This window comes from Streptomyces sp. NPDC111520 (genome assembly GCF_055635295.1).
This window is the reverse complement of sequence record NZ_JBVKBW010000011.1, coordinates 125,526-142,516: the sequence shown is the minus strand read 5'-3', so window position 1 is coordinate 142,516 and position 16,991 is coordinate 125,526. Positions and strand designations below refer to the sequence as shown.

The 16,991-nt window shown below is 69.5% G+C and carries 16 protein-coding genes and 1 pseudogene; 8 read left to right on the top strand and 9 right to left on the bottom strand.

What is annotated here, in order from left to right:
* Positions 1 to 104: 104 nt before the first annotated feature.
* The 3 genes from ACZ7MY_RS26150 to ACZ7MY_RS26140 all read right to left on the bottom strand — a co-directional run bounded on the left by ACZ7MY_RS26150 (position 105) and on the right by ACZ7MY_RS26140 (position 2,539).
* A complete protein-coding gene (locus ACZ7MY_RS26150; protein WP_499605297.1) occupies positions 105 to 809 on the bottom strand; it encodes a TetR/AcrR family transcriptional regulator in 705 nt (234 codons plus the stop codon).
* Positions 810 to 923: 114 nt separating this feature from the next.
* Positions 924 to 1,955, bottom strand: a complete 1,032-nt coding sequence (locus tag ACZ7MY_RS26145) for an alpha/beta hydrolase (protein WP_499605295.1) — start codon at positions 1,953 to 1,955, stop codon at positions 924 to 926.
* 251 nt (positions 1,956 to 2,206) lie between these two features.
* Complete coding sequence (locus ACZ7MY_RS26140) at positions 2,207 to 2,539, bottom strand: tetratricopeptide repeat protein (RefSeq protein WP_179279764.1); 333 nt, start codon at positions 2,537 to 2,539, stop codon at positions 2,207 to 2,209.
* A 416-nt stretch (positions 2,540 to 2,955) separates the two neighbouring features.
* On the opposite strand from ACZ7MY_RS26140, the gene ACZ7MY_RS26135 reads away from it, so the two are divergent.
* Positions 2,956 to 3,423: a hypothetical protein gene (locus ACZ7MY_RS26135; RefSeq protein WP_499605293.1), complete on the top strand. Its 468-nt coding sequence runs from the start codon at positions 2,956 to 2,958 to the stop codon at positions 3,421 to 3,423.
* A gap of 280 nt (positions 3,424 to 3,703) precedes the next feature.
* On the opposite strand, the gene ACZ7MY_RS26130 is transcribed toward ACZ7MY_RS26135, so the two are convergent.
* Entirely contained in the window at positions 3,704 to 4,009 is a 306-nt protein-coding gene (locus ACZ7MY_RS26130; protein WP_499605291.1) for a hypothetical protein, read from the bottom strand.
* Positions 4,010 to 4,728: 719 nt separating this feature from the next.
* Here ACZ7MY_RS26130 and ACZ7MY_RS26125 point away from each other — a divergent pair.
* From ACZ7MY_RS26125 to ACZ7MY_RS26105, 5 genes are all read left to right on the top strand, one after another.
* The gene (locus ACZ7MY_RS26125; RefSeq protein WP_499605289.1) at positions 4,729 to 6,024 is read left to right on the top strand and encodes an ABC transporter substrate-binding protein; all 1,296 of its coding nucleotides are present in this window, start codon (positions 4,729 to 4,731) and stop codon (positions 6,022 to 6,024) included.
* Positions 6,021 to 6,923: a carbohydrate ABC transporter permease gene (locus ACZ7MY_RS26120; protein WP_499605287.1), complete on the top strand. Its 903-nt coding sequence runs from the start codon at positions 6,021 to 6,023 to the stop codon at positions 6,921 to 6,923. Before ACZ7MY_RS26125 ends, ACZ7MY_RS26120 begins: the two co-directional genes overlap by 4 nt.
* 32 nt (positions 6,924 to 6,955) lie before the next feature.
* A complete protein-coding gene (locus tag ACZ7MY_RS26115; protein ID WP_499605600.1) occupies positions 6,956 to 7,741 on the top strand; it encodes a carbohydrate ABC transporter permease in 786 nt (261 codons plus the stop codon).
* A 177-nt stretch (positions 7,742 to 7,918) separates the two neighbouring features.
* Positions 7,919 to 10,195, top strand: coding sequence for an alpha-xylosidase (yicI, locus tag ACZ7MY_RS26110; RefSeq protein WP_499605285.1), 2,277 nt, complete (start codon positions 7,919 to 7,921; stop codon positions 10,193 to 10,195).
* Positions 10,196 to 10,236: 41 nt separating this feature from the next.
* A complete protein-coding gene (locus ACZ7MY_RS26105; protein WP_499605284.1) occupies positions 10,237 to 11,250 on the top strand; it encodes a LacI family DNA-binding transcriptional regulator in 1,014 nt (337 codons plus the stop codon).
* A 33-nt stretch (positions 11,251 to 11,283) separates the two neighbouring features.
* Here ACZ7MY_RS26105 and ACZ7MY_RS26100 read toward each other — a convergent pair whose 3' ends face one another.
* The 5 genes and pseudogenes from ACZ7MY_RS26100 to ACZ7MY_RS26080 all read right to left on the bottom strand — a co-directional run bounded on the left by ACZ7MY_RS26100 (position 11,284) and on the right by ACZ7MY_RS26080 (position 15,587).
* Positions 11,284 to 12,267: a hypothetical protein gene (locus ACZ7MY_RS26100; protein WP_499605282.1), complete on the bottom strand. Its 984-nt coding sequence runs from the start codon at positions 12,265 to 12,267 to the stop codon at positions 11,284 to 11,286.
* An 18-nt stretch (positions 12,268 to 12,285) separates the two neighbouring features.
* A complete protein-coding gene (locus ACZ7MY_RS26095; protein WP_499605281.1) occupies positions 12,286 to 13,038 on the bottom strand; it encodes a serine hydrolase in 753 nt (250 codons plus the stop codon).
* Positions 13,039 to 13,211: 173 nt separating this feature from the next.
* Positions 13,212 to 13,542, bottom strand: a pseudogene (locus tag ACZ7MY_RS26090) (FtsX-like permease family protein); the annotation flags it as partial.
* An 855-nt stretch (positions 13,543 to 14,397) separates the two neighbouring features.
* Positions 14,398 to 15,066, bottom strand: coding sequence for an ABC transporter ATP-binding protein (locus tag ACZ7MY_RS26085; RefSeq protein WP_499605279.1), 669 nt, complete (start codon positions 15,064 to 15,066; stop codon positions 14,398 to 14,400).
* Positions 15,063 to 15,587, bottom strand: coding sequence for a PadR family transcriptional regulator (locus ACZ7MY_RS26080; RefSeq protein WP_499605278.1), 525 nt, complete (start codon positions 15,585 to 15,587; stop codon positions 15,063 to 15,065). Before ACZ7MY_RS26080 ends, ACZ7MY_RS26085 begins: the two co-directional genes overlap by 4 nt.
* Before the next feature lie 115 nt (positions 15,588 to 15,702).
* Here ACZ7MY_RS26080 and ACZ7MY_RS26075 point away from each other — a divergent pair, with 115 nt between their 5' ends.
* Positions 15,703 to 16,539, top strand: coding sequence for a polysaccharide deacetylase family protein (locus ACZ7MY_RS26075; RefSeq protein ID WP_499605277.1), 837 nt, complete (start codon positions 15,703 to 15,705; stop codon positions 16,537 to 16,539).
* A 101-nt stretch (positions 16,540 to 16,640) separates the two neighbouring features.
* Positions 16,641 to 16,991: a hypothetical protein gene (locus tag ACZ7MY_RS26070; protein ID WP_499605276.1), complete on the top strand. Its 351-nt coding sequence runs from the start codon at positions 16,641 to 16,643 to the stop codon at positions 16,989 to 16,991.

Genomic DNA, 16,991 nt, shown 5'->3' with positions numbered 1-16,991 from the left:
GGGACGCCGGAACGCGGAAACGCCCGGTGGGGAACCGTCGTACGACGGTTCCCCACCGGGCGTTTCCGGTGTGCGGGGCCGTGGCCGCGCACACCGAAGGGCCCTCAGGCGGAGTGCGTGATGCGGTCCAGCAACTCGTTCAGCAGGATGCGTTCACCAGGCGTGAGGATCTCCCCGATCTCGGGGAGCACGGCCTTGAAGGCGACGGTACGGGTGATCGTCCGGCGCTCCTCCGCGGTGGCCTCCTCGGGCTCCGCGGTCGTGATGGCGGCGAGTACGGCCTCTCGCGTCCGCGGTGACAGCTCCGGGTCGCGGGCCTCCGGCAGCGTGGCGATCAGCGTCAGGACGACCCCGCAGCCCGCCGCGTGGATCATCAGCATGGCGCGTTCCACGTCCACGCTCAGCCGGCCGGCCTCCGCGACCCGGGTCACCAGGCCGCGGAGCACGTTGAAGGACTCCGTGACGGCCGCCGGTTCGACCCCGGGCTTGGGCTGACCGAACATCAGCTGGTATATCTCCGGGTTGGCCACGCCGAACTCGATGTGCAGATCCCAGCCCCAGCGCAGGTCCTCGACCGGATCCGCGGCCCGCGTCCGGTCGGTCTTGCGGTGCAGGTAGTCGGCGAAGCCCTCCGCCGCGACGGCGTCGAGCAGGCCCTGCATGTCGCCGAACTGCCGGTAGATGGTCGGCGGCTGGACGGCCGCCGCCTTGCTGACCGACCGGGTCGACACCGCGTCGCGGCCGCCCTCGGCGAGCAGGGTGGCGGCGGCGGACATGATCCGCTCTCTGGTGGTCGCCCTCTCATCCATGAATCAACGATAACAGAAATCTGTTACCAAGGGAAACTTTCCCGCCGGGGAGTCGTGAACAAGGAGGGGCGGCCGGGTGAACCCGCCGCCCCTTTTGCCCGGTGCGCCAGGGGCTCACTTGGCAGGGCCGGAATCCGCCCCGTGCAGTGCTTCGCGGAGCGCCGTGGTGACCTCGGCCACCGCCCTCTTGTTGGACTCCGTGTCGCGGAGGGCGTTGAGCATCATGAAGTCGTGCGTGATCTCGGGGTAGTGCGTCAACCGGACGGACACACCGGCCTCCCGGAGCTTCTCCGCGTACGCGGTGCCCTCGTCGTAGAGCACGTCCGAATCCGTGATCACCAGCGCCGGCGGGAGCCCGCGCACCTCGTCGACCGTGGCGCGCAGCGGGGCGGCCAGCGGGTTCTGCCGGTCCTTGGACTGCGGGGCGTAGGCGTCCCAAAACCACTTCATCGCGGGCTTGGCCAGCCAGCAGTTCTCCGCGAAGCGGTTGTACGAGTCGGTGTCGAAGTTCGCGTCGGTGACCGGGTACATCATCACCTGGTGCCGGAAGTCGGGTCCGCCGCGCTGCTTGGCCATCATCGTCACGGCGGCCGTCATGTCGCCGCCCACCGAGTCGCCGGCCACGGCCAGGCGAGAGGGGTCCACGCCGATCTGTCCGCCGTTGCCGGCGACCCACTTGGCCACGGCGTACGCCTGCTCGATCGCCACGGGGAACCGGGCCTCGGGCGAGGGCGTGTAGTCGACGAAGACCACCGCTGCCTGCGCGCCGTTGGCGATCTCGCGCACCAGGCGCTCGTGGGTCTTGAAGTTGCCCAGCACCCAGCCGCCGCCGTGGATGTAGACGATCCCGGGCAGGTCCCCCTTGGCGCCTTCGGGCCGTACGACGTGCACCGACACCGGGCCGGTCGGTCCGCCGGGCACGGTCCGCTCGCTGACCTGCGCCGGGAGCATGTCCACCGGTCCCGCCTGCAGCTTGTCCAGGACCTGGCGGGCGCCCGTGGGCGAGAGCGTGTACAGCGGCGGGCCGTCCGCTGCCGCCAGCTGGTCGAGGAAGTCCTGGGCCTGCGGGTCCAGCCGCACGGGCGGGTTGCCGCAGGGCACCTTCGGTGCGGGCGTGTCGGCGGGCACCGCGTTGTCGACGCGCATGGCGCTCGTCGTCCTCTCACCGCAGGCGGTGAGGCTCGCGGCGGCAGCGAGGAGGACTGCGACGGCGTAGCGCGCCTTGCGTCGCGTTATGGACCGGACGTGCGGACAGGTCATTGCGGTCTCCGAACCGTGGTCGGTCGTTGGCCCCCACGTGAGCAGCCTGCGGAGGCGGTACGGTCCGGACAACCGGGGATGGGCCGGGGGAGTGGCCCGCGGGCGGGGCGCCGCGCGGCCTTCCCGGGCCGGGATGGTCAGACGACGACGAGGTCCCAGGCCGTCATCGCGTCGGCGAGCCGCAGGTGGGGGGCGGCTTCGGCGAGCCGCCCCTGACGCTCGAGGGTGCGGCCGAGGAGGAGGTGCGCGTGCGCGTCCTGCGGCTCGGCACGCAGCAGGTCACGCAGTTCCGCCTCCGCCCGCGAGAGCTGCGCGGAGAAGTAGTACGACCTGGCCAGCAGCATGCGCACCGCCATGTTGCGGGGCGCCACGTCCACGATGGACGCGAGCGTCCGGGCCGCGGCGGCGTAGCGCTGCCGGTTGAAGAAGAGCACGGCGCGCTTGAACGTCTCCGTGGTCGGACTGCTCATGTCGGTGCCCACTGCTGCATCACCTCGGTGGAACGGGGAACTCCCTGATGGGGGCTTCAACCGGGGTAAGTGTCGGATTTGTTCCGCACCGCCCGGTAAATCTGATTGATTCCCCCCGCGTCCGTGCCGTCACCGAGCGTGCCGGCCGGGCCCGAACGCACGCCCCGCCGGGTTGCGCGCCTCACCCTCCTGGAGGAACGTGACTTCGAGGCCGTACGGCCGTTCCGCCCGAGGAAGCCTGCCGCCCCTCCGCTCCCGCCCCTCCGCTCCGCCCCTCCGTCTCTCCGCCGCTCGGCGGCCCCCGCCGGGACGCCGAGCGTCCTGCCCCCGCTCCCGCGACCGTCGCAGCGGCACTCCGGACCGCACCTCGTCCACGACCGCCACCACCCCGGCAGCGGCCAGGAAGGCAGACCGCGATGCCACTCCTCCGCAACCTCGCCCTGACCGTCGCCTCCGCCGCCCTCGCGACCGTCGTCGCGGCCGCCCCCGCCTCGGCGGGCGTCGGTGCCCCGGCGGCCGGGGCCGCCTCCGGCGCGACCGCCCCCACCTACGCCACGGTCCTGGTCACCTGTTTCGGCCGGGGACTCGTCATGCCCCCCGACTTCCTGCTGGCCTGCGGGGACGGGAACGACCGGCTGGGCGGTCTGTACTGGTCCCACTGGGGAAGCGACTCGGCCGAGGGGACCGGTTACGAGGAGGTCAACGACTGCGATCCGTACTGCGCGGCGGGACACTTCCACACCTTCCCGGTCAAGGTCAGGCTCTCCGAGAGCAAGCCCTGGCCCGGCGACCCGCACCTGCGGCACTTCACCAAGCTCACGATCACCTACCCCGACACCGAGCCGTCCTGGCCGCACGACCCCGTCCGCGAACTGTGGGACTGAGCGGCCCCCGGGTCGCGTGACGGCACCGCGGGCGTGTCCCGCACCGTCCCCGGTGCGGGACACGCCCGCGGCCCCCGCTTCACGGGGGCCGCTGTGTGTTTCTGTCGGGCTCGGTGTGGTGCCGTCACCGCCGCGGAAGGGCCGCTGCAGGCGCCCTGCCCGACCTCCTCACCGTGGGCCGTCACCGTCCGGGCCCGGGGGGACCGGGCGGTGACGGTCGCGGTGGGGACGTCATCGGGCGGGCCGGCACGTCACCGGTGCCGGCGCCGAGGCGTCAGCACTAGAAGCCTCCGTAGAAGCCGTAGAAGCCGGGGTAGTAGCCGTAGTAGCCGCCGTAACCTCCGTAGCCGCCGTAACCGCCCCAGCCGTAGCCGCCGTAACCGTAGCCGTTGCCCCAGCCCCAGCCGCCGTGGCCGCCGTGACCGCCGTGCCCGCCGCCCCAGCCGCCGCCGTGGTCGACGACGGACTGCGCGGTCGCGGGTGCTGTCTGTGGCGTCGCCGCGCTGGCCGCGGTGGCTCCGGCGAATGCGAGCAGGGGCGCCACCACGACAGCGGCGGCGATCCTGCGGATGGTAAGCCTTCGCATGACTCCCCCTTCGGGGATGTGGACTTCGGGTCTCGGTCCGCGCGGCGTCGACCACCTCCCGCGCGGGAACGTACGTGATCCCGGCGGGTTGGGGTGCGGACGACCGGGCGCGGAACGCACCTCACGGATGTGGAACGCCGGAACAGAGGTCTGTAGTTGAAGACGTCCCTATATGCACGGTAGGCATGTTTTGTGCCGCCCGTCAAAGGGATCCGGCAAAAAGTGCATATTGGTATCTTTTGCTCTGCTGTGACGCCCTGTCAACCGTGCGTGCCGCGAAGGTTCCGTTGCGTCAGCGGCGGCCCAACTGCAAGTCCGCGTGCGGGGGTTGACGTCGCGCAGCAACCCCTCCCGCACCCCTGACCGTGCGCCCGTAGAGGCTGGTGTGGCAAATGTGACGGAAGGGGTGTGAGGGTTCAACGGTGCCCAAAGGAGCATCCCGCCGGAATTCGGAAGCGGTGAATCCGCTTCGATGTCAAGCGCTTCCGTCCCGTGAGCGACGCCGCTGCGTCCGCACCCGGTCACTCCGGGCATCCGTCGCATGTCACGCACTCGTTGAGCGTCGGTAACACTTCAAAAATCGCTGGTCGGCAATTTGTTAACACCATTGACATATCTGCGCCCGCTGCATACGGTCCTGCGTCGAAGCGCTTCGACGCGTCGCATCGAAACCATTCGATGGGCGCCTCACTCGTTCGGCCCAGGTGGAGGTCACTTCAATGTTGAAGGTGCGCAGACCGCTGGCTCTCGCAGCAGCTGCCCTTGCGGGCGCCATGCTCATCACTTCGTGCGGAAGCTCGGACGGCGGTGCGGAGGGCGACGGCAAGACGCTGAAGCTCTGGCACTACGAAGCCCCGAACAGCGCCATGGGCATCGCCTGGAACCAGGCGATAGAGGAGTTCAAGAAGACGCACCCCGGCGTCAAGGTCGAGTTCGAGGCCAAGGGCTTCGAGCAGATCCAGAAGACCGCGTCGATGGTGCTGAACTCCAGCAACGCCCCCGACCTCATGGAGTACAACAAGGGCAACGCCACCGCCGGCCTGCTGGCCAAGCAGGGGCTGCTCACCGACCTCACCCCGCAGGTCACCAAGTACGGCTGGGACAAGTTGCTCAGCCCCAGCGTCACGACCACCAGCCGCTACGACGCCAAGGGCGTCATGGGCTCCGGCAACTGGTACGGCGTCCCGAACTTCGGCGAGTACACGATGGTGTACTACAACAAGGACCTCTTCGCGAAGAACGGCGTGAAGGTCCCGACCACCTTCGCCGAGTTCGAGCAGGCCCTCGCCGCCTTCAAGGCCAAGGGCATCACCCCGCTCGCCAACGGCGGCGCCGAGTACCCGGCCCACCAGTACCTGTACCAGCTGGCCCTGACCAAGGCCGACCGCAGCTGGGTCGACTCCTTCGAGCTGTACAAGGGCAAGGCGGACTTCCACGACGCCGCCTGGACGTACGCCGCGAACACCCTCTCGGACTGGGTGAAGAAGGGCTACATCGCCAAGACCAGCAGCGGCGCCAAGGCCGAGGACGCCGGCGTCTCCTTCATCGGCGCCAAGTCCCCGATCTTCTTCTCGGGCAGCTGGTGGTACGGCCGCTTCCGTGACGAGAACAAGTTCCAGTGGGGCTCGTTCCTCTTCCCCGAGTCGAAGATGACCCTCGGCTCCGGCGGCAACCTCTGGGTCGTCCCGAAGAACGCCAAGAACAAGCAGCTGGCCTACGACTTCATCAACATCACGATGAAGAAGGAGATCCAGAACACCCTCGGCAACAACGGCGGCGTGCCCGTCGCGGCCGAGCCCTCGGCGATCACCGACCCCAGCTCCAAGGAGCTGATCGAGAACTTCAACAAGGTCTCGTCCCAGGACGGTCTCGCCTTCTACCCGGACTGGCCGGTCCCCGGCTTCTACGACGTGCTGGTCTCGGCCACCCAGAAGCTGATCACCGGCAGCGCGAGCCCGGACGCCGTCCTCGACGAGCTGCAGAAGGCCTATGACGCGGGTGCGCCCACGTCATGAGCGCCCGACCCCTCCGGCTGCGCAATCCCTACGCGCTGTACCTGATCCCGGGTGTCATCGCCTTCACGGCCGTCGTCATCGTGCCGTTCGGGATGAACATCTACTTCAGCCTCACGCACTGGCAGGGCGTCGGCTCGCCCACCTGGGCCGGGCTGGAGAACTACCAGGAGCTGATGAAGGACTCGCGGTTCTGGGAGTCCTTCCGGCACAGCGTCGCCATGGTCCTGGCGATGGCGGTGATCCCCACCGCCGTCGGCCTCGTGGTGGCCGCGGCGCTGTTCGACTTCATCGGCAAGCACTTCGGTTCGAAGCTGGCCAGCGTGCTGCGTGCCTGCTTCTACCTCCCCCAGGTCCTGCCCATCACCGTTGCGGGCATCGTCTGGAGCTGGATCCTCGCCCCCGAGAACGGCTCGCTCAACGAGCTGCTGAAGGCGGTCGGCCTGGGTTCGCTCCAGCAGGACTGGCTGGGTGACCCGAAGTTCGCGCTGTACAGCGTGATGGCCGTCATGGTCTGGGTGCAGCTGGGCTTCCCCGTCGTGATCTTCATGGCGGGACTCCAGCGGGTCGATCCCTCGCTCTACGAGGCGGCCGAGCTGGACGGGACGAACTGGTGGCAGCGTTTCTGGCACGTGACGCTGCCCCAGATCCGCCCCGAGATCTACGTGGTGATGCTGTGGTGCACCATCGCGGCCCTGAAGGTCTTCGGCGCGGTCTACGTCCTCACCAAGGGCGGGCCGGCCGACGCCACCATCGTGCCGTCCTACTTCTCCTTCTCGACCTTCTTCGAGAAGACCGACGTCGGCTACGGCTCGGCGATCGCGACGGTCCTCACCCTGATCATCCTGGCGCTGACCACGGTCGGCCTGCGGTTCCAGACCCGATCGGAGGACGCACAGTGAAGGCGCTCAAGCGCTACCCGGTGCTGGTGGCGATGATCCTCGGCGCGATCTTCATGGTGCTGCCGCTCCTGATCGTGCTCATCAACGCGCTGAAGTCGCCCGCCGACTACTCCGCGCACGGCCCGCTGTCCCTGCCGCACGGCATCCACCTGGACGGCCTGACGGACTTCTGGACCCGGGTCAACTTCGGGCACACGCTGCTGAACTCGATCCTGATCTCGGGTTCGGTGGCCGTGTTCGGCGTCATCCTCTCGGTGCTGAACGCCTACGCGATCGGCATCGGGAGGATCAAGGGCAAGGCCTACTTCCTGGCGTTCTTCGTGCTGGCCAACGTGCTGCCGCAGGAGGCCCTGGTCTACCCGCTGTACTACCTGTCCAAGCAGGTGGGGCTGTACGACACCAGGCTGAGCCTGATCATCGTCTTCAGCGTCGTGCAGGCGGCCTTCGGCACGTACCTCCTCTCCTCCGTGCTCGGGGCCTTCCCGAAGGAGATCATCGAGGCGGCCAGGATCGACGGCGCCAACAGCTGGCAGATCCTGTGGCGGATGGTGGTCCCGGTCAGCCGGCCCACCCTCGGCGTCCTGCTCGTGTTCTTCTTCATCTGGACCTGGAACGAGTTCCTGCTCCCGCTGGTCATGTTGCCGTCGAACGACAACCAGACCGTCTCGGTGGCGCTCGGCGTGCTCCAGGGCCAGCGCCTCATGGACGCGACGATGACCAACGCGGCCGGCCTGCTCGGCGCACTCCCCGCCATCGTGTTCTTCCTGCTCTTCCAGCGGACGCTCACCCGGGGCATCGCCGTCGGCGCCGTGAAGTGACCGCCGCCCGGACGCCTGTGTCCGAGGCCCTCCACCCGGGCGGGTGACCACCCCGCCGACCCGCCCACGGCTCTGCCTCCCCCCGTCACGGGGCAGGAGGCAGGGCCACCCCCACCTGCTCCCACACGTACACGTACCGAGAACGCCGGTGGCCGCCCACCGGGAAAGGCATCGACCATGAAGTTCACCAACGGGTACTGGCTGCTGCGCGAAGGCGTCACGGCGGCGTATCCGGCCGAGGTCCTCGATGCCGTCCCGGGCCCCGGAACCCTGCGGGTGCACGCGCCCACGCAGCACATCCGGCACCGCGGCGACCTGCTCAAGGGCCCGCTGGTCACCGTCGACTGCACCGCGCCGATGCCCGGTGTGATCGGCGTGCGCATCACCCACTTCGAGGGCGAGGTCGAGACCGGCCCGAACTTCGAGCTGCACCACGAGCCGCACGAGCCCGTCGTGACCGTCGACGAGGAGCAGGCCGTCCTCACCTCCGGCGACCTGAGCGTCCGCTTCCGCCTCGACGGCGAGTGGCGGATGGAGTTCCAGGCCGACGGGCGCACCCTCACCAGCAGCGACGTCAAGGCGATGGCGCTGATGGAGACCGCCGAGGGCGAGCACCACGTCCGCGAGCAGCTCCGGCTGGCCGTCGGCACGTCCGTCTACGGTCTCGGCGAGCGCTTCGGCCCGCTGGTCAAGAACGGCCAGACCGTCGACATCTGGAACGCCGACGGCGGCACGAGCAGCGAGCAGTCCTACAAGAACATCCCGTTCTACCTGACCGACGCCGGCTACGGCGTCTTCGTCGACGACCCCGGCAAGGTCTCCTTCGAGGTCGCCTCCGAGCAGGTCTCGCGCGTCCAGTTCAGCGCCGAGCGCCAGCAGTTGCAGTACTACGTCATCCACGGCCCGACGCCGAAGGAGATCCTACGCAAGTACACCGCGCTCACCGGCCGGCCCGCGCTCCCGCCCGCCTGGTCGTTCGGGCTGTGGCTGACCACCTCCTTCACCACCTCCTACGACGAGCAGACCGTCACCGGGTTCGTCGACGGGATGGCCGAGCGCGACCTGCCGCTGTCGGCCTTCCACTTCGACTGCTTCTGGATGCGCGAGTTCAACTGGTGCGACTTCGAGTGGGACCCGCGTGTCTTCCCCGACCCCGAGGGGATGCTGCGCCGGCTCAAGGAGCGCGACCTGCACATCTGCGTGTGGATCAACCCGTACATCGCCCAGCGCTCCCCGCTCTTCGCCGAGGGCAAGGCCGCCGGTTACCTGCTCAAGCGCCCCGACGGCGGCGTCTGGCAGTGGGACCTGTGGCAGCCCGGCATGGCCCTGGTCGACTTCACCAACCCCGACGCCTGCGCCTGGTACGCGTCCAAGCTCGAGGCCCTCCTGGAGATGGGCGTCGACTGCTTCAAGACCGACTTCGGCGAGCGCGTCCCCACCGACGTCGCCTGGTTCGACGGCTCCGACCCGGAGCGCATGCACAACTACTACACGCAGCTGTACAACAAGACCGTCTTCGACGTGCTGCGCAAGCACCGCGGCGAGGGCGAGGCGGTGCTCTTCGCCCGCTCCGCGACGGCCGGCGGCCAGCAGTTCCCCGTGCACTGGGGCGGCGACTGCGAGTCCACGTACGAGTCGATGGCCGAGTCGCTGCGCGGCGGCCTCTCCCTCGGCCTGTCCGGCTTCGGCTACTGGAGCCACGACATCGGCGGCTTCGAGGGCCTGCCCGACGCCGGGCTGTTCAAGCGCTGGACCGCCTTCGGCATGCTCTCCTCGCACAGCCGCCTGCACGGTTCCTCCTCCTACCGCGTGCCGTGGCTGTTCGACGAGGAGGCGGTGGACGTCCTCCGCCACTTCACGAAGCTCAAGCTGAGCCTCATGCCCTACCTCTACGGTGCCGCGCACCAGGCGCACACCGAGGGCGTCCCGATGATGCGCGCCATGGTGCTGGAGTTCCCGGACGACCCGGGCTGCGCCTCGCTGGAGCGCCAGTACATGCTCGGCGGTGACCTGCTGGTCGCGCCGGTGTTCTCCGAGGACGGCGAGGTGTCGTACTACGTGCCCGAGGGCACCTGGACCCACTTCACGACCGGCGAGCAGGTCACCGGACCGCGCTGGGTCCGCGAGACCCACGACTACCTCAGCGTCCCGCTGCTGGCCCGGCCCGGTTCCGCGATCCCGGTCGGCGCCGTCGACGACCGTCCCGACTACGTGTGGGCGGACGACGTGACGGTCCGGGTCTTCGAGCCGGCCGACGGCTCCCGCACCACCGTGCGGATCCCCCGCGAGGACGGCTCGGCCGCGGCCGAGATCACCGTCGTGCGCGAGGGCTCCACGCTGCGGGCCGAGACCTCCGACGCGTCCCTGCCGTGGGGCGTCGAGGTCGCCGGCGGTCCCTCCGCTCGTGCCGCGGCCGGTACCGCCGTCCTCACCCTGGAGCTCGCCGGCTCCTGAGGACGGCACGGCACAGCACGCACGTACGGGAAGGGAGTTGCATGGTCAAGATCACTGACGTCGCGCGGCACGCCAACGTGTCGCCGAGCACCGTCAGCTACGCCCTCAGCGGCAAGCGGCCGATCTCCCCGGAGACCCGGCGGCGCATCGAGGACAGCATCCGTGAACTGGGCTACCGGCCGCACGCCGGGGCCCGGTCCCTGGCCAGCAGCAGGTCACGGGTGATCGGCCTGGTGCTGCCCCTCCGGAAGGGCATCCACGTGCCCGTGGTCATGCAGTTCGCCACCTCCGTGCTGACCGCCGCCCGGGAGCACGACCACGATGTCCTCCTCCTCACGCAGAACGAGGGGGAGGAGGGCATCAACCGGGTCGCCCAGAGCGCGATGGCGGACGCCTTCATCATCATGGACGTCGAGATGGACGACCGGCGGCTGCCGTTGCTGCGCGCCCTGGACCGGCCGTCCGTGCTCATCGGTTTCCCCTCCGACCCGGCCGGGCTGACCTGCGTCGACCTGGACTTCGCGGGCGCCGGCGAGGCATGTGTCGAGCACCTCGCCGCGCTCGGCCACCACACCGTCGCCCTCGTCGGCTCGCCGCCCGAGGTCTACGTCCGCGGCACCGGCTTCGCGCGCCGGGTCGCCGCGGGCTTCACGGCGGCCGCCGACCGCCTCGGCCTGCGCTCGTCCGTCCACCCGTGCCCGGAGACCCCGGCTGCCGCGCGGGACATGGCGGAGCAACTGCTGCGCGAGCAGCCGGGACTGTCCGGCGTCGTCGTCCACAACGAGCCGATCACCCAGCCCCTGATCGCGGCCTTCCAGGCCATGGGACTGCGCGTCCCGGACGACCTGTCGGTGGCCGCGATCTGCCCCGACGAGACCGCCGAGCAGGCGCCCGTGCCCATCACGTCGGTCTCGATACCCTCCGCCGAGATCGGCACCCGCGCGGTCCAGCTCCTGATGGCCAAGCTCGCCGACCGCGACGACGTCCCGGAGACGACCGTGCTGTCCGCGGTCCTGACCCGCCGGGCCACCACCGCCCCACCGGCCCGGCACTGACAGGGTGACGCGGAGGTGGGCTGGAGCGCCCGCTCAAGGCATCCCGGATGGGGACACACGGCGAGGATTCCCTCGGTCGATCGTGAACACCACGCTGCTCCCCGTCTGCAGCGGTGTGGTGAAGATGGCATGGGCGGCGACCTGACCGAATGCGTCGGGGTACGTGCGGCCGTGTTGCGTCAGGCCCCCGGTGCCGAGCCTGGTGAGTCCTGACACCTGAGTGTTGAGGATCTGGGCGCCGATGCCCTGTCCTACGGTCAGCCGGTACTCGGCGTCCAGTACGGGTCTGAACGTGTACGCCTGCACCCGGATCTCACGGTCGGTTCCCAGGTACTTGCGTGTGACGACGTTGAACTCAACGGAACGGAAGCCGTGATGGTGACGAGGTTCCGGCAACACGAAACGGTATTCGACCGCCGGTGAGCCTCGCAGTTCGGTCTGGCGCGGGGAAGTCTGCGACAACTGCTGCCCGTCGACGCGAACGTGATCGACGCGGAAGCAGTCGCCATCGGTCAGCGACAGTCCCTCGTCGATCTGCCAGCGGAAGACGTATCGGTTGTCGCTGGCGAGGATGCCGAAGGGCTCGTCGCTGAGGGAAGAGACGCAGATGAATCGCAGTTCCCTGGGTAATTCCGGTACGTGGTAGGAGATGCGCATTGCTTGGACCGCATAACCGTCGGAGCCGAGATGGTCCAAGTGACAGTCCCACCTGTAGCGCGCCAGGGCACCGGCAAAGAGGTTTTCACGAATGGGCTCGAGTATCTCTCGGAGCGCGTGGTCGATGGCTTGATCGACCTGAAGCGTCGTGTCACGGATGGTGATCTGCCCGAAGATGAAACTGACCATGGCTGCGGAGACAAGGGTGGTGCCCACTATCTCCGACGTCTTGGCGAGAACGTCTTCGTGCGCTCGGTTCACCGACACGATCAGCGCAACCGTTCCGACAACGAGGACGAGCAGGTTGTAGATGCGGACCGTCCGCCGTACTTCCGAGATCACGCCGCGCTGATCGGCCATCGCCCATCACCGACCTTGTCAGAGGGTTTCGTCGGCGAGGCGCCAGATGTCGGCGATGCAATCGCCGATTTGGATGTTCACGAGCGCCGTGTCTTCTTGCCGGTCCGTGAGAAAAACGGCGATCAAGTCGATGTGGCGTCCGTACAGGATGCCCGCATCATGTGCGAGGCCACTGAGACTTCCGGTCTTGTGGGCGACCGGCAGTTGGTCGGGAAGTCGAAGCGGCAGGCGGAAGTTCCGCATACTGTTGCGAAGGGCTGTGAGGAGTGGGCGGAGCCGCGGCGTGGTCGCCACGTATCGCAGCATGCATGCCGTGTCGTCCGCGGTTGTGACGCTGTCCCGTGCGGTCGCGTTGAGTTCGCCGTCAGTAAAACCCACCCGCATGAATGTCTGCTGGGCACCTGCCCGGGCGGCCGTCGCTGTTACGGCGTCCATGCCGACGAGGTCGGTGAGGAAAGTTCCGATGGGGTTGTCACTGGTGGCGAGCATGAGGCCGCACAATTCGGCCAGAGTGAATTGATGCCGCGGCTCGAAGACCTCCAGAAGAGACGGGTAGTCCGTGCGGCCCAGATCCGATCGGGTCACGACACGGCGTGGATCCGACTGCTCCATCACGGTGACCGCTAGTGCCAGCTTCATCAGGCTTGCTGCGGGGAACACCCGGTCGGCATTCCGACCGACTCTGATGTCAGTACCGCGAAGGGACTGCAGTACGACGGCTCTGGAGTCGTCGTCGCCTACGAAATCGTTGACGCGGCCGACGATGTTCATGTGAACCCCCTGCCCCCCGAGAGGGTACGAAGACCCTCCGTCGCGCACGACCCGTTCAGGTTAAGCGTGAGGTTTGCCGGTGTCCACTGCACTTCGGGCGAATTGCCAGGTGTTCCCTGTGGCATCCGGATGTGTCCGAGGCCGGTTCTCCAACTGCCGGACGCCGCCGCGCGTCACTCCGTGCGCAGGCCGTCCGGGCGCACCGTGCGGCCAGGGCGGGAAGGCTGAGACGGGTCACCAGGAGGACGACGGCCATGTTGACGCCGGTCGTGGCGGCAACGTCGCGCCAGTCGACGGTCACGGCCGCCCCGACCATGCGCAGCAGTACCGCCCCAGGGTCAGGCCGACCACGCAGGCGAGGGCGAGGACGAGGCCGACGAGGATCGCGGTCTGCCACAGCACCGACAGGCCGAGGGCGTTGCGGCGAGTGCCGAAGGCCACCACGGTTGACAGCAGCTTCCTGCGCTCTCGCAACTGCTTCAGTTGGGAGACGAGCAGGCTCGCGCTGTCAGCAACAGGACGCAGCAGATGCAGGCGAGGGCCTTGCCTGCGGCGACCCGGCGGGTGGTGGCCGTGTCCGCGCCGAGCCGGCGGTCGCGGCGGTCCGCCGAAACGGACGGCGGCGGACACCCCGACGGACAAGAGCAGCCCCACGAGGACGATGAGCACGAGCAGCGCCAGGACCGGGTCCCCCGTGCCGCCCCCGGTCGACGGAGCCGAAGGCGTGGATGCGTTCGACGCGGACGGTCTGCCCGGCCCCGGCGCCGGGGTGAGTCCCGTGGTGCCCGCGTAGTAGGCGAGGTTGTCCGGTGAGACCAGGCCGTCACGGCCGATGGTGCCGGTGACGCGGTACGGCAGCCGCTCACTCACCAGCGGGTCCCGCGCAGAGTTGAGCAGCCGCCGCAGGGCGGGGAAGGCCACCATCGTCCCGGGTGCGGACAGCCTGCCGACGCCGGGCGGCAGCGGTGCTTCCCGGCCCTTCGGCTTCAGTAGGCGACCGCGCACCTCCTGGCCGCGGTAGGCGGTGTCCACCGCGTTGATCAGCAGTGTGTCGTCGGCTCGGCCCTTGACGATCGAGGTGTACGTCATGTTGTCGCGGGCGTGTTCTCGGTCGTCACGCCTGGTCAGGGCCTTCGGCAGGGCGGCCGTGAGCGTCGGTGGTCTCCGGTAGGTACCGGGCCGGGTTGCCCCTGCTGCTGCTTCCTGGAGCAGCAGCAGGGGCAACCCCGAGGCCGGTCAGGAGGGTTCGCGCTCGGGCCTCGCGGCCGCCGGTGACGGCGAACCGGAAGTCCATCGCGAAGTCCTGGAAGCGGTTCCGGCGGGTGGCGAGGCGGGCGGCGCGGGGGATGTTGCCGGGCCTCATGCCACGCGCGCGGTGTCGCGGGCCTTCCCGTCGCGTACGACGACCTCGCGGTCGGAGTACGCGGCCACCCGCGTCTCGTGGGTGACCAGGACGACCGCGGCGTCGGTGAGCAGGCGCATCACCCGTTCGCCGTTGAGGGAGTCCAGCGCGCCGGTGGGTTCGTCGGCGAACACCACGCGGGGGCCGGTGACCAGGGCACGGGCGACGGCCACCCGTTGTCCCTGTCCTCCGGAGACCGCCCCCGGGCGTTGCCCCGCGACGTCGTCGACCTCCAGCCGGCGCAGCCATTCCAGGGCGGTGCGCGCGGCCTCCTTGCGGGAGGTGCCGCCCAGGCGCAGGGGCAGCGCGACGTTCTCCGCGCAGGTCAGTTCGGGCACGAGCTGCCCGAACTGGAAGACGAAGCCGAACTCGCCGCGCCGCAGCGCGCTGCGGCGGGCGTCGTTCATGGCGGACAGCTCGTCGCCGCGGTAGGTGATGGTGCCGGCGTCGGGGACGACGATCCCGGCGAGGCAGTGCAGCAGGGTGGACTTCCCGGAGCCGGAGGGGCCCAGCACGGCGACGACCTCACCGGCGTGCACGGAGAAGTCCGCCCCGTCGAGCGCCGTCGTCGGGCCGTAGCTCTTGTGCAGGCCTTCGGCGGTGAGCAGGGGCTCGGGGGCCGTCATGCGCCGACCTCCCGGGCCAGCCTGTCGAGGCGCGCCGCCGTCAGCTCCAGCCAGCGCACGTCGGCCTCCAGGTGGAAGAGGGCGTGGTCGCAGATCAGCTGGTCGGCGAGGTCCCCGGTGCGCTTGCGCTCGGTCAGGTCGCGCATCAGCCGCAGGTGCTCGGCGCGCTGCACGTCGAGGATGTCGGCGGCGTCCCGCTGGGTGAGGAGCGCGAGGACGACCTTGGTGTAGAGCGTCGACTGCAGGTACGGCTCCGGCTTCTCCGGCGTCGCGAGCCACTGCGCGACGTCGGTGACGCCCGCCTCCGTGATCGCGTAGCGCTTGCGCTCGGGGCCCTCGCCGGGCTCTATGGCCTCGACCTCGACCAGGCCGTGCTTCAGCAGCCGTGACATCGTGGAGTAGACCTGCCCGTAGTGCAGCGGGCGGTCGTGCCCGAATCGCTCGTCGAAGGCGCGCTTGAGGTCGTAGCCGTGGCGCGGTCCCGATTCGAGGAGACCCAGGAGGGTGTGGCCGATGGACATGCGCGTCAATATACACATGAGGTATACACGTCATGTAGACGGCGGGTCGCCGCGGGGTGGGCGGGGGTACCCCCGGTATGAATGACATGTATACCCCTTATGTATAGTCGCGACCATGCGATATGTCCGGCCTCGACGCCACCTGCCCGCCCGACCTGACGCCGCCCCCGCCCGGTTCGCCCGCAGATGGGCGGCGCTCCCCGTGGCCGCTCTCGCGATCGCCCTCGCGCTCACCGGGTGCACCCGCGTGGAGACCACCTCGCCCGGCACCGTGCGTCAGGAGGCCGGCAAGAACGGCACGGGCACCTTCGGCAGCGTCGACTGCCGCAAGGCCAAGTGCATCGCGCTCACCTTCGACGCGGGACCGAGCAAGAACACCGCGCAGCTGCTCGACGTCCTCAAGGACAAGCAGGTCCACGCCACGTTCTTCCTCCTCGGCAGGAACCACGTCGAGCGCTACCCGGACATGGTCAAGCGCATGGCGGCCGAGGGGCACGAGGTGGCCAGCCACACCTGGTCGCACAAGATCCTCACGGACATCGACCCCGCGGAGATCCGCGAGGAGTTGAGCCGGCCCGACGACGCGATCGAGCGGATAACGGGCCGCAAGCCCACCCTCATGCGCCCGCCGCAGGGGCGCACCAACGACACCGTCCAGGGGATCGCCCGCGAGATGGGCCTCTCCGAGGTGCTGTGGAGCGTCACGGCCAAGGACTACGAGACCAACGACCCCGCCCTGATCACCAAGCGCGTCCTGGACCAGGCCGACCGCGACGGCATCATCCTGCTCCACGACGTCGTCCCCGGCCCGGACGCCAAGGGCTACCGGGGCACCCTGCCGGCCGTGCCCGGGATCATCGACGCCCTCAAGCGGCGGGGCTTCACCTTTGTGACCGTTCCGCAGCTGCTCGCGCCGGGCACCCCGCAGCCAGGCGTCGTCTACCGCCCCTGACCGGATCCGAGGGCCATCCGGCCGGATGGCCGTGGTCCCCGTACCGCCGCCGGAGCGACCCTGGAGGGGCCCAAGCGGGAAGCGCGCGGCGGGAGCGAGACATGACAAACACCCACCCTTCCGGTGCGGCCGACCCGCCGGACGCCCCCGGGCCGGCCGGCGGGCGGCACGCGCGCCCGGACGGGGCCCCGCGCCACGGTGACGAGGGCGCGGTGGTCTGGCTGGTGGGGCTGCGTCATCGCGGCGGCTCGGGGGCGCTGGTCCACCACTACTACGTGGTCGCCGGGATGTCCGCCGGTGCCGACGCGCTGCACCGGGCCCACTGGTACGCGGCCCAGCCCGCGGAGCGGCTGCTGCGCGGCGACGCGATCGTCGACGGCACGTGGGCCGAGGTGCGCCGGCTGGTGCGGGACACCCTCGGCCGGTTCCGTCTCGCGGCGCGGCCTGGCTGA

What these genes read in the sequence shown, in the direction of transcription:
- ACZ7MY_RS26150 (WP_499605297.1), bottom strand. Translation starts at nt 809, where the DNA reads ATGGATGAGAGGGCGACCACCAGAGAGCGGATCATGTCCGCCGCCGCC.
- ACZ7MY_RS26145 (WP_499605295.1), bottom strand. Translation starts at nt 1,955, where the DNA reads ATGCGCGTCGACAACGCGGTGCCCGCCGACACGCCCGCACCGAAGGTG.
- ACZ7MY_RS26140 (WP_179279764.1), bottom strand. Translation starts at nt 2,539, where the DNA reads ATGAGCAGTCCGACCACGGAGACGTTCAAGCGCGCCGTGCTCTTCTTC.
- ACZ7MY_RS26135 (WP_499605293.1), top strand. Translation starts at nt 2,956, where the DNA reads ATGCCACTCCTCCGCAACCTCGCCCTGACCGTCGCCTCCGCCGCCCTC.
- ACZ7MY_RS26130 (WP_499605291.1), bottom strand. Translation starts at nt 4,009, where the DNA reads ATGCGAAGGCTTACCATCCGCAGGATCGCCGCCGCTGTCGTGGTGGCG.
- ACZ7MY_RS26125 (WP_499605289.1), top strand. Translation starts at nt 4,729, where the DNA reads ATGTTGAAGGTGCGCAGACCGCTGGCTCTCGCAGCAGCTGCCCTTGCG.
- ACZ7MY_RS26120 (WP_499605287.1), top strand. Translation starts at nt 6,021, where the DNA reads ATGAGCGCCCGACCCCTCCGGCTGCGCAATCCCTACGCGCTGTACCTG.
- ACZ7MY_RS26115 (WP_499605600.1), top strand. Translation starts at nt 6,956, where the DNA reads ATGATCCTCGGCGCGATCTTCATGGTGCTGCCGCTCCTGATCGTGCTC.
- yicI (WP_499605285.1), top strand. Translation starts at nt 7,919, where the DNA reads ATGAAGTTCACCAACGGGTACTGGCTGCTGCGCGAAGGCGTCACGGCG.
- ACZ7MY_RS26105 (WP_499605284.1), top strand. Translation starts at nt 10,237, where the DNA reads ATGGTCAAGATCACTGACGTCGCGCGGCACGCCAACGTGTCGCCGAGC.
- ACZ7MY_RS26100 (WP_499605282.1), bottom strand. Translation starts at nt 12,267, where the DNA reads ATGGCCGATCAGCGCGGCGTGATCTCGGAAGTACGGCGGACGGTCCGC.
- ACZ7MY_RS26095 (WP_499605281.1), bottom strand. Translation starts at nt 13,038, where the DNA reads ATGAACATCGTCGGCCGCGTCAACGATTTCGTAGGCGACGACGACTCC.
- ACZ7MY_RS26085 (WP_499605279.1), bottom strand. Translation starts at nt 15,066, where the DNA reads ATGACGGCCCCCGAGCCCCTGCTCACCGCCGAAGGCCTGCACAAGAGC.
- ACZ7MY_RS26080 (WP_499605278.1), bottom strand. Translation starts at nt 15,587, where the DNA reads ATGTCCATCGGCCACACCCTCCTGGGTCTCCTCGAATCGGGACCGCGC.
- ACZ7MY_RS26075 (WP_499605277.1), top strand. Translation starts at nt 15,703, where the DNA reads ATGCGATATGTCCGGCCTCGACGCCACCTGCCCGCCCGACCTGACGCC.
- ACZ7MY_RS26070 (WP_499605276.1), top strand. Translation starts at nt 16,641, where the DNA reads ATGACAAACACCCACCCTTCCGGTGCGGCCGACCCGCCGGACGCCCCC.